Origin of the sequence: Streptomyces sp. NPDC002055 (assembly GCF_040296705.1) — a bacterium.
In the GTDB taxonomy this organism is placed as follows: Bacteria; Actinomycetota; Actinomycetes; order Streptomycetales; family Streptomycetaceae; genus Streptomyces.
The window spans coordinates 70,515-81,309 of sequence record NZ_JBEOXS010000036.1 but is presented as its reverse complement, the minus strand read 5'-3'; the positions used below and the strand labels follow the sequence as shown (position 1 = coordinate 81,309).

Below are 10,795 nucleotides of genomic sequence, written 5' to 3'. Positions count from 1 at the left end.
GGGGGGAGCCCCCCCCCCGACCTCCCCCGGGGGAGGAAGGGGCGTCGCCGGGGAACCGCGGCGGACGGCTCCGGCTCAGCCGACCCCGGCGTTGAGGAAGATTCCGCCGTCGACGACGAGCGTCTGGCCGGTGACCCAGCCGGAGCGCTCGGAGAGCAGGAACTCCGCGGCGCCCCCGATGTCCTCGGGCTGCCCGAGCCGGCCCAGCGGATAGGCCCCGGTGACCTCCTCCTCGCGGCCCTCGTAGAGCGCCTGGGCGAACTTCGTCTTCACCACGGCCGGGGCGATGGCGTTGACCCGGACGCCCGGCGACAGCTCGTGCGCCAGCTGCAGGGTGAGGTTGATCATCGCGGCCTTGCTGATGCCGTAGGCGCCGACGAACGGGGAGGCCGAGAGGCCGGCCACCGACGCGATGTTGACGATCGCGCCGCCGTTCTCCTGCTGCCAGGCCTTCCAGGCCTGCTGGGCGAAGCCGAGCGCCGAGATCACATTGGTCTCGAAGACCTTGCGGGCCACCCCGAGGTCGAGATCCGCGATCGGTCCGAAGACGGGGTTGGTCCCGGCGTTGTTGGCGAGGTAGTCGAGCCGGCCGAACGTCTCGACGGTGCGCTCCACGGCGGCCGCCTGGTGCGCCTCGTCGTGAGCCTTTCCGGCGATGCCGATCACCCGGTCCGCGCCGAGCCGCTCGACGGCCTCCTTGAGGCTGTCCTCGTTGCGGCCGGTGATCGCGACCCGGTCGCCGCGGGCGACCAGCGCCTCGGCGATGCCGTAGCCGATGCCACGGCTCGCTCCGGTGACGAGCGCGACGCGCCCGCTGTCCTGCGGTGCTGTCATGATGTCTCCTGTTGTCTCCGCGCGTCCGGGGGTCAGTCGAGCGGGCCGCCGGCCACGTACAGGACTTGGCCGGAGACGAAGCCGGCCTGCTCGCCGGTGAAGAAGGCGATGGCGTTCGCGATGTCGTCGGGGGTGCCGACGCGCTGGACCGGGATCTGGCTCGCGGCGGCGGCCTGGAAGTCCTCGAAGCCCATGCCGACGCGGGCGGCGGTGGCGGCGGTCATGTCGGTCGCGATGAAGCCGGGGGCGACGGCGTTGGCGGTGATTCCGAACTTGCCCAGCTCGATCGCGAGGGTCTTGGTGAAGCCCTGCAGGCCGGCCTTGGCCGCCGAGTAGTTGACCTGGCCGCGGTTGCCGAGAGCCGAGCTGCTGGAGAGGTTGACGACCCGGCCGAACCCCGCGTCCACCATGTGCTTCTGGCAGGCGCGGGTCACCAGGAAGGCGCCGCGCAGATGCACGCTGATGACGGTGTCCCAGTCGGCGTCGCTCATCTTGAACAGCAGGTTGTCCCGGAGGACCCCCGCGTTGTTGACGACGATGGCGGGCGCGCCGAGCTCCTCCGCGACCCGCGCGACCGCGGCCTCGACCTGCGCGGAGTCGGAGACGTCGCAGCCGACGGCAAGGGCCGTGCCGCCCGCCGCGGTGATCTTCTCCACGGTGTCCTTGCAGGCGGCCTCGTCCAGGTCCAGTACGGCGACGGCGCGGCCTTCCTCGGCCAGGCGCACGGCGGTGGCCTGGCCGATGCCCCGGGCGCCGCCCGTCACGACGGCGACACGCTGCTCGGTGGTGGACATGCGGGTTCTCCTCGCGTTCGGGCCGCTTGGGATGCGGATCCGTCCGGGAGCGGCTGCGGATGAGCAACCGCTTAGTAGGTCGGTCGGCCAAAACGCTAGAAGCCGTGGCACCCGGTGTCAACGGGCCATGACCGGCCGCGCCCCATGTCACAGGCGCCGACCACCGGCCGGGCGGACCGGCGGACCCGCCCGACCGCCGCTTCAGCGGACGAGGACGTCCAGCAGCCGTTCGGCCTCCGCCTCCGGATCGGTGGTCAGCCCGGTGTGCACCGGCCCCGGCTGGACGACCGTACTGCGCGGCGCCACGAGCCAGCGGAACCGCCGCCCCGCGTCGTCCCCGCTCGCCTGGCCCGCATGTTCACCGCCCCGGCACAGCCCCTCGACGGCGTGCAGCGCGGCGCGGACGGCGGTGACGTCGGCCGTGGGGTCCAGCGCCCGCAGCCGGTCCTCGTCCAGATGCGTGCGGGCGATGACACAGGACCGGGCGCGGCAGTACACCACCACACCAGCGTTGATCAGCTCACCGCGCTCCACCCGGGGGACGACCCGGAGCAGGGCGTACTCGAAGACATCGCGTCCGTTGTGGAGCCCGTTCACCGTGCGGCCTTTCCGTCGACGCGGACCCGCAGCCACTCCGGAGCCTGCGAGGGCCGCTCGGCCGGGCGGGGACCGAGGGTGATCCGCTCGCGCAGGCCCGCGGCCCGTTCCGCCAGCGCCTCGACGTAGGCCCGGCGCACCGCGTCCGGGGAGCCGAAGCCGGGCTCGTCGGCCAGCCAGACGTCGGGGACTTCGGCCGCGGCACCGGTCAGCAGCTCCTCCGTCACCAGCGGGGCCAGCTCGGCAGCGGCGGCGTCCAGGTCCGGACCGAAGGAGGCCAGGACGTGGTCGGAGGCGTCGTACGGCTTGACGGCCGCGGTCCGGGCGGACGGCCAGCTGTGGTGCCAGATCATCGTGGCGCCGTGGTCGATGAGCCACATCCCGCCGTGCCACACCAGCAGATTGGGATTGCGCCACGAGCGGTCGACGTTGTTGATCAGCGCGTCGAACCAGACCACCCGTCCGGCCTCCACCGGATCCACCGCGAAGGCAAGCGGATCGAAGCCGAGCGAGCCGGGCAGATAGTCCATCCCGAGGTTGAGGCCGCCACTGGCCTTCAGCAGCTCCTGCACCTCCTGGTCCGGCTCGCCCAGCCCGATGACCGGGTCGAGCTGGATCCCTACGAGCTCCGGGACCCGCAGCCCGAGCCGCTGCCCGATCAGGCCGCAGATCACCTCGGCGACCAGGGTCTTGCGGCCCTGACCGGCACCGGTGAACTTCATGACATAGGTACCGAGATCGTCGGCTTCGACGATCCCCGGGAGCGAACCGCCCTCGCGCAAGGGCGTGACATAGCGGGTCGCTACGACCTCTTCCAACACTTTCCCAGGTCACCCATCTCTTCGGCCTTACAATCCACGGACGGCTTTCTCCGGGGCGTAGAGGCAGGAATCACCGGTCAACGGCGCTGGGGAGAATCCGGGGAGTTTCGCATGACATGCAGTTCTCCCCGCTTCCCGAGCAGTCCGTCGATGGCGGCGCGCCCCCTGCTTCCGGCCTCCGGCATGAAGTGAGCATAGTAACCAAGGGTGATCGCCGGCGAGGAGTGCCCGAGCCACCGAGCCAGGGTCACGACGGACTCTCCGGCTTCCAACATGATCGAGGCATAGGTGTGCCGCAGCACGTGGAAACCGTCGAACTGTTGCGTGCGTCCACATCAACGAGTTGAACTCAGAACACGATTCCGAAGCTGCCGTCAGGCTGATGCCAGACTGCTCGCGCGACCGATCACGCCGTCAACATGAGGCAACGACTCCTGATCGCTCTCCGACGAAAAAGTGCAGCGCCGATACTCAAGCGTCGTGAATCCGTGCTCGCAGACGTTCGGTGAGCACAACATCATGCGAAAGCCGCTCCAGCTCCTGCGCGTCCACATCCACGCCCTGCTGCTTGAGGACGTCGGCCAGGAAATTCCAGTGGCCGGCCGCCATCTGCTCATGCGTTTCGCCGTCGTTCGGCTCGTCCGGCCCGACCACCGTCCGGGCGTCCATCTCGATGTCCTCGGCCGAGATCCGCGGCTGGGTGTCCGCCGGAGCAGATGAGGTCCAACCCCACCCGCGGTCACTGAGCAACACCAGGCTGCGGCCATCCGCAAGGACAACCTCGAGCCGTGCCGTCACCGACACCTGCCGAGCGCCCGTGGCACCTTCATCCAGATCGACGTGAGTGACCAAGCGAGTCACAGCAGTCACGTTGCCCTCCTCTCGGCTCACCCACTCCTGGCCCGAGCCGTTGCTGAATGGTGACGATATCCAGGACTGGCTACGTTCCGGGCTGCGCCCCCGGTCCCTGTTCGGTGAGCCCCAATCCGCGTAACTCGACCACCACACCGCTGACACAGTCGCTGCCCATCCGGGCGGGATCGCGAGTCCGGTTCACCCCGCAGGGGTTCGCGCGCGGGCCCCCAGCGGGTCAGGGAACGGTGACGATGAGCACTTGGCCGTGTGCAGACAGGTGTTGTGCGTCCTTCATGCCGGCGACCCAGCTGGTGAGGGCGTAACGGCCCTGGTCGAGGGGCATCCCGATGACCGCGCTCCGGCCCGGAGAGAGCGGTGGCGTCCCCAGCTGCGCGGCGAGGTCGAAGGGCTTGGGCGTATGCCGAGTGTCCTGGAAGAACCTCTGGATGTCGGCCTCGGTGACGGAGTCGTCGGTGAGGGGGTACACCGCGAGCTCGTCGACCTGTCCTCGCATCGCGTTCACGTAGCGCAAGGGCCGGTCCCGGCGGATACGTCCCTCGAGGACGAAGCGCGGGCCACGCGCCGTGTCCACAGCGGTGACGGTGGCGGACGGACACGGGCGCACGGCTCCGGCGTCGTCCGCCGCGTGGACGAGGAGCGGGCTGACGTACTCTGCGCCGGGGAGGGGATCGCGTCCGACGTAGGGGCCCTCGAAGTCCTTGTACTCCAGGACGAGGTACGGGCCGGGCGGCAGCCACGCGGTGAAGGACGACTGCGAACCGAGGACCGCCATGGCGCCGCCGTCGCCATGGCGCCGCCGTACAGCTCCGCATCGGCCATCAGCTCCCTGGACGCCTCAATGACGTCCTGCGAACTCTCCTTCTCGAAGACGTCGCGCAGGTGCCGGCGGAAGGACGCCTCACCGATACCACGGCGGAGTCGGGCGATACCGACGATGCCGGTACGGGTACTGGTCGTCCGTACCCGTAAGGTCACCGCGCCGGCGACCGCGGTCGCCGGTGTGCTGAAACCGTCCTCGCCGGTCACGATGTCGAGCGGCTCCGGCCTCCGCGACGGCGACCCGGCTCCGACGAGCGCGAGAGTTGCCGTCGCCGTGCCGGCGGTCAGCAGGCCTCGCCTGGTCCACGTGTTCATGATCTGCTCCTCTGCTGCTGTGACCTCGGGCGGGTGTGTATCTCGTGCGGGTCGGCGGTCGGTTCAGGACCGGCCGGACGGGCCAGGCCCTCGCCGTGGCGGCGGACCGTTCCAGGGTGGCGGCACCGGCCGGAAATGCACAGGCCCGGACGTCGTGTGACCGTGCTGCGGCGTGCGGGGAGTTCACTCGGCCGGCCAGGTGAACAGGCTGCCCACCAGGTGGTACTGGAGCAGCATGCGCGCCTACGACGGTGACGGCCGCGCCGGGGATGCGATCGTCCTTCAGGCAGCGACGATCCCGTTCCGGGACCGGCCGACGGCAGTGCGAGGCGCATCGGCCCCTGTGTATTCCACATGGGTGCGGCGCACCGACGTGCGTCTAACGTGAGCTCATGACCGGGTGGGGCTGGGCATTTCGGCACGGGCGGGGCATCGGGTCCGGAGGCGCCGTGCCGGACATCGGGGGCGTTGAGGGGCCGCCGGGCGAGCCGGTCGCCGGCCCGGCCGCGGAGGACCGCTCCTCGGGATCCGGCCGTTCCACCGATACGGATGCCGATGCCCCTACGGATGCCGGCTCCGGCCCGGACTCCGACGCCGGCCCGGCGCCGGCGGTCGTGTCGGTGATCCTCGTCGTCGTCATTCTCGGCTTCTCCTTCGAGCCCGCTGTCACCCTGCCGCGCCCGGCCGCCGTACCGATGCTGCTGCTCCAGTTGGCCGGCTGCCTGCCTTCGACGCGGCGGCTGCGCGGGGCCTGGACCCTCTGCGCGCAGGCCCTGCTCACGCCCTGGTCCGGGCTGCCCGGTTTCCTCGGCGCCTCCGTCCTGCTGGTCGTCGAACGGCGCGTCCGATGGGCTTTGTTCACGGTCCTCGTGCTGGCGGCGGGGCCGCTCGCGCCCGGCGACGGCAGTGTCCATTCCGTCCTCAACGGCATCGGCAACGCGCTCGCCCACGGATTGATCATCTATGCGCTGACCCGGCTCAGCGACCTGTACACCGAGCTGCGCGCAACCCGTGGCGCTTTGGCGGAGGCCCTCGTCACGGCCGAGCGGGAACGCGCCGGGCGCAGCCTGGACGCGGTGCTGGGTACGGCACTGGCGGAGATCGCCCGGCTGGCCGGGCAGGGTACGCATGCGGCGCGGCGGCTCGTGACGGTCGCGCGGGCCGCAACCGAGCGCGTGCGCGCCGCGCCGCCCGCGCAGTCGGCCGGTGGGGCGGACGTCCTTCCGGCCGCCCTGGCGCCCCGGCTGGTGTGGCCCATCGTGGTCGCCACTCACCTCGAGTACCTGATTGTGGGCACTGCGTTCCTGCTCGGTGCCGGGGTTCCGGGCGGGCGGGTCGTCGCCTACGCGGCCGTCCTGGGGGCCGTGGTCGCGCTGCAGGCGTACCACTCCCTGCCGCGTCCCCCGGGTACGCGTCCCCCGTACGTTGCCTGGACGCTGGGCGCGCAGCTCATCCTCGCCTTGGGCACACTGGCCGCTCCCGACGGGCCGTACCCTCAGCTGGTGGGTTTCGCGGCCGCATCCGTGCTGATCGTCCTTCCCGGGCGCACCGCCTGGCCGGCGGCCGGGGCAATGACCGCGCTGGCAGCGATCGCCATGCTCCTGCGGACGGATGGGCCCGGGGCTCGTGGCACCGGTCTCCTCTTGCTGGACATGGTGGTGATCGCTTCGGTCTTCTACGGCCTTGCCCTGCTCACCGGTCTCGTCCGCCAGGTGCGGGAGGCCCGCGGAGCACTGGCGGCGCTGGCCGTGGCGCGAGAGCGACGGCGCATCGCCCGGGACGTCCACGACCTGCTGGGCCACGGGCTGTCCGCGATCGTCCTGAAGGGCGAGCTGGCAGTTCGCGACCCCGACCGGGGGCGGGCCGGTCAGCATCTCGCAGATGCGGCAGCGCTGGCGGACCGGGCTCTGGCGGACCTTCGGGCGATCCCGGGGGAATGCACGGAGATCACTCTGGCCGAGGAAGTGGACTCCGCCCGGAAGATCCTGGCTGCCGCGGGCGTCGCCGTGCAGGTGCGGGGCGAGGCGGACGAGGTGGAAGGCGCGTCGGAGGCACTGTTCGCCACGGTGTTGCGGGAGGCCGTGACGAACGTACTGCGACACGCGGCGGGAGCTCGCCGGTGCGAGGTGGATGTCGGCCCCGGGCTGCTGCGGGTGGCGGACGACGGCCGTACGGTTCCGCTGCCGTCATGGGGGCGAGGCCGCCCCGCGGGTACCGGCGGCAACGGGCTGAGGAATCTGCGTGAGCGCGCGGCCGCACTCGGCGGGGTCCTGGAGGCCGGGCCCGCCCCGCACGGCCGCGGCTACGTACTGACGGTCCGTCTGGAATCCGCTCCCGTCTCCGTCGTCGGATGAACTGCGTGTCACTCCAGCCAGCCGTGCTCCCGGGCGATCCGCACCGCGTCGAGCCGGTTGCGGGCGACGAGCTTGGTGACGGCCGCACCGAGATAGTTCCGTACGGTGCCCTGCGAGAGGTGCAACTCGCCGGCGATCTCGTCGAGCCCGGCACCGGTGGCAGCCAGTCGCAGTACATCGGTTTCGCGTGGGGTGAGGGGGCTCTCCTCGGCGGTGAGCGCCGCAGCAGCCAGTTCCGGATCGATGACGTGATCCCCCGCGGCCACGCTGCGGATCGCGGTGGCGAGCTGATCCGGCGGGGCGTCCTTGAGCATGAACCCGCCCACCCGGGCGGCGAGTGCCGACCTCAGTGCCTCGGGCCGTCCCAGAGCGGTGAGGATCAGGATCCGGCAGTCGGGAAGCGCGGCTCGGAGGTCGCGGGCAGCGGAGAGTCCGTCGGCGCCGGGCATGTTCAGGTCGAGCACCGCGACGGTGGGGTGGTGGGCGAGGGCGGCAGAAACGACGGCGTCCCCGCGGGCCACCTCGGCAACGACCTCCATGTCGGGTTCCAGGCCCAGCAGGGCGGCCAGCGCCCCACGGATCATGTGCATGTCCTCGGCCAGCAGAATGCGGATCACTGTCCCTCCCGCAGGATCGTAACGGCCGGGGCGGATGGGCTCGGCTCGCCGGGGCTTCCGTGGTGTCCGCAACACATGCTTCAGAGCGCTGTATTGACCTTCGATACGTACCATGTGGGCAGGGGCGGGTCAGCCGAGAGCAGGGCTCACCAGGTCCAGCTGCAGCTGGTTCCCCCAGTCGTTGGTGAAGACGGCACTCGTACCTTCGTAGTGCACCCTGACGAACGGGTTGGAGAGGAACATCACGGCGCCCCACCGCAGGGAGCCGTCGGCATCGAGACGGGCGAGGTAGCCGATGTTGCCCATCCCGCCGCCCCCGCCCGACATCCACCCGGATCCGTCGGGTAGCGGACTCTCGAAATAGGTGTCCGCCTCGACGACGCCCTGTTCCTGAACGGCCTGGGCCACCTCGAACGGCTCACCGATACGGAATGGGATCGGCTGCCCGGCATCCGGGTGGTAGGCCCCCGGACCGTCGACATGCAGTGCCAGGCCGGTGTCGTCCGGACGATACAGCCCGTCTCGGAGCGGCATCTCCCCCGCCTGCCAGAGTTCCTCGACCATCCCCATAGCCCATCCCACCGTCGACTGCGAAGCTACTTGATCCTGCTGGGCGTGTCTGTCGTCCACCTCGCCGAACGCACCCGGCGCCGGAAGCCGCTGCTGCGCGATGTCCGGCGCCGGTGGTCGTCCGGTCCACGGGACGGCACCGGACGACCCCGTGTTCACGCGATTCCTTCCGAGGGCACCGCCTACACGAACTCGCTCTTGTAGAAGACGCTCGCGTGGCGCGCTCCCGATGTGTTCGAGTGGAAGCCGAAGGCAAGCCGCGGTCCGCCCGGGGACTGCCAGATCGCCATGCCCTGCGGTTCGCGGCCGGGCAGGGACTGGCCGGCCGTGGTCGCGAAACGGTCCACCACCGTGGAGTTGCCGACGTCGTTCAGGTCGACCGTGGTGATGTACGAGGGGTTTCCCACGGGGCCTTCCAGCAGGTAGGCGTACCGGCCGTAGGCGGCGAAGCCCTGGAAAGGGTTGGCCTTGCCCCAGTCGCCGCGGGCCGGCAGGGCCCTCTCGACCAGCCTGTATGCGCTGGTGAGCCGCCCGGCGCGGGCATCGTTCAGTGTGAAGGCGACGATGCGGCGCTGGTCGGTTCCGACGTTGTAGCGCACGAGCAGCCGGTCCGTGGACGGGTCGATCACGGGCTGCGGGTTGATCATCGTGTCGCCGATCGAGGGTGTGCGGTCCTGGACCGAGGGGTCGTCCTGCTCCAGCACGGCCCCGTCGACGAACGGGAACCGGCCGATCCGCGTACCGAAGCCGCTGGCGCTCGTCTTCCACTCGGTCCACAGGTGGACCTGCCCGCCGTACGGCTCCACCGCGATCGATACGCCGTGGCCGAAGCCGTGGAGGGCCATGGACCCCAGTTGGTTGCCCGCCGTGTCGGTCCGGGTGACCCACAGGTCGCCGTTCGTGCTCCCGGTCTTGGTCTGCAGGAAGTACACATGCTGGTGGACATTGTCGTATCCGAAGGACTGCATCACCCAGTTGGCATGGAGCGATTTCTTCCATATCGGATTGCCGCCGGCCCCGTCGAGCTTGAACCGTGGCGAGTCGGGCACGACCGCGCTCGCGGGGGAAGCCGTGAACAGGGGAAGTGCGGCGCCGCCCACCACTGCGGCAGCGACGCCTCCACCCGTCTTGAGGAACCCGCGCCGGGTGGTGGCGCGCTTCACTGAACCGTCGGTGCTCATGAAGAACTTCCCCTCGTTGAACGCACTCGTATGAGGCCGTATGACTGATAATCCATCAACCATGCTGAAAAGAAGGGCATTTGCGCAACATCGATCTCTCCAGCGCGGGCGTCAGTACCAGGACTCTGCGCCCCGCTGCTGGTTCGCTGTCCGCCTGGGGAAGACGGTGGGCTCGGCGCCGGTAGGGGACAGCCGGCTTTGCAGGTGAGTGACGACTCACCTGCAAAGCCGCCGGCGCGTTCAGGCGATGGTCTCGTACAGCTTGGATCCGGCCTGCCCCTTGCACTCCCACAGCTGAATGCGAGCGCCGTTGCTGGCCCCGGAGTTCTCGACCTCGAGGCACTTGCCGCTGACGTGGTTCCTGAGGGTGTAGTAGCCGTTGCCGGCGTCGACCGGGTACCACTTGGATCCGGCCTGTCCGTTGCAGTCCCACTGCTGGATGCGGGCGCCGTTGGTGGTCCGGGAGTTCTCGACCTCGAGGCACTTGCCGCTGTGGTAGTTCTTGACGTATTCGTAGCTGCCGTGCTTTTCGGCGTACCAGCCGGATCCGGCCTGCCCGTTGCAGCCCCACTGCTGGACGCGGGCGCCGTTGGTGGTCCGGGAGTTCTCGACCTCGAGGCACTTGCCGTTGATGGTGTGGATCAGCCAGCCGTTCGCAGCGGCTGCGGATGTGCGCTGATCGGATGTGGCCGGTCCGGGGCCAGGCAGGGGCGAGGGGCCGGAAGCGGATGCGGGAGTGACACCGAGCGCCCAGGCGCCGGCTAAGGCGGCGAGGGTGAGAAGACGACGGGACATGCGTGTGTCCTTTCGGTGCCGGCCTTCGGGCCGGGTGTGAGCGGAGCTGCATGGAAGCGCCATTGACATGGCCGGTTCAATCTGTTCTCGCGCGTTGACCCGACACGGCCGGGCGAGGTTCGGCTCGCTCGGCTGCGTATCAGGCGTTGCCGTAGCCCTTGGACAGGACGTCCGGCCGCCGGCTACGACGGTGACGGCCGCGCCGGTGATGCGATCGTTACG

11 protein-coding genes and 1 pseudogene are annotated in these 10,795 nt (G+C 70.2%); 1 reads left to right on the top strand and 11 read right to left on the bottom strand.

Annotation, left to right across the window (positions count from 1 at the left end; all coding sequences use genetic code 11):
* Positions 1–75: 75 nt before the first annotated feature.
* From ABT112_RS22515 to ABT112_RS22485, 7 genes and pseudogenes are all read right to left on the bottom strand, one after another.
* Positions 76–834: an SDR family oxidoreductase gene (locus ABT112_RS22515; protein WP_351512244.1), complete on the bottom strand. Its 759-nt coding sequence runs from the start codon at positions 832–834 to the stop codon at positions 76–78.
* Between the two features lie 32 nt (positions 835–866).
* On the bottom strand, positions 867–1,628 hold the full coding sequence (gene fabG / locus ABT112_RS22510; protein ID WP_351512242.1) for a 3-oxoacyl-ACP reductase FabG: 762 nt from the start codon (positions 1,626–1,628) through the stop codon (positions 867–869).
* Between the two features lie 201 nt (positions 1,629–1,829).
* On the bottom strand, positions 1,830–2,225 hold the full coding sequence (locus tag ABT112_RS22505; RefSeq protein ID WP_351512240.1) for a DUF3037 domain-containing protein: 396 nt from the start codon (positions 2,223–2,225) through the stop codon (positions 1,830–1,832).
* A complete protein-coding gene (locus tag ABT112_RS22500) occupies positions 2,222–3,046 on the bottom strand; it encodes a HipA family kinase (RefSeq protein ID WP_351512239.1) in 825 nt (274 codons plus the stop codon). The genes ABT112_RS22505 and ABT112_RS22500 overlap by 4 nt, the downstream gene beginning before the upstream one ends.
* A 77-nt stretch (positions 3,047–3,123) precedes the next feature.
* Positions 3,124–3,360 (bottom strand): annotated as a pseudogene (locus ABT112_RS22495) (tyrosine-type recombinase/integrase); the annotation flags it as partial.
* 157 nt (positions 3,361–3,517) lie between these two features.
* Complete coding sequence (locus tag ABT112_RS22490; protein ID WP_351512237.1) at positions 3,518–3,916, bottom strand: hypothetical protein; 399 nt, start codon at positions 3,914–3,916, stop codon at positions 3,518–3,520.
* A gap of 220 nt (positions 3,917–4,136) precedes the next feature.
* Positions 4,137–4,694, bottom strand: coding sequence for a hypothetical protein (locus tag ABT112_RS22485; RefSeq protein ID WP_351512235.1), 558 nt, complete (start codon positions 4,692–4,694; stop codon positions 4,137–4,139).
* 811 nt (positions 4,695–5,505) lie between these two features.
* Here ABT112_RS22485 and ABT112_RS22480 point away from each other — a divergent pair.
* Complete coding sequence (locus ABT112_RS22480) at positions 5,506–7,410, top strand: sensor histidine kinase (protein WP_351512234.1); 1,905 nt, start codon at positions 5,506–5,508, stop codon at positions 7,408–7,410.
* An 8-nt stretch (positions 7,411–7,418) separates the two neighbouring features.
* Here ABT112_RS22480 and ABT112_RS22475 read toward each other — a convergent pair whose 3' ends face one another.
* The 4 genes from ABT112_RS22475 to ABT112_RS22460 all read right to left on the bottom strand — a co-directional run bounded on the left by ABT112_RS22475 (position 7,419) and on the right by ABT112_RS22460 (position 10,573).
* Positions 7,419–8,027 carry a response regulator transcription factor gene (locus tag ABT112_RS22475; RefSeq protein WP_351512232.1) on the bottom strand — a complete coding sequence of 203 codons (609 nt, stop codon included), beginning with the start codon at positions 8,025–8,027 and terminating at the stop codon, positions 7,419–7,421.
* Between the two features lie 129 nt (positions 8,028–8,156).
* Positions 8,157–8,756: a hypothetical protein gene (locus ABT112_RS22470; protein ID WP_351512230.1), complete on the bottom strand. Its 600-nt coding sequence runs from the start codon at positions 8,754–8,756 to the stop codon at positions 8,157–8,159.
* A 23-nt stretch (positions 8,757–8,779) separates the two neighbouring features.
* On the bottom strand, positions 8,780–9,778 hold the full coding sequence (locus ABT112_RS22465) for a phage baseplate protein (RefSeq protein WP_351512228.1): 999 nt from the start codon (positions 9,776–9,778) through the stop codon (positions 8,780–8,782).
* Between the two features lie 240 nt (positions 9,779–10,018).
* The gene (locus tag ABT112_RS22460; RefSeq protein WP_351512226.1) at positions 10,019–10,573 is read right to left on the bottom strand and encodes an RICIN domain-containing protein; all 555 of its coding nucleotides are present in this window, start codon (positions 10,571–10,573) and stop codon (positions 10,019–10,021) included.
* Positions 10,574–10,795: the final 222 nt, after the last annotated feature.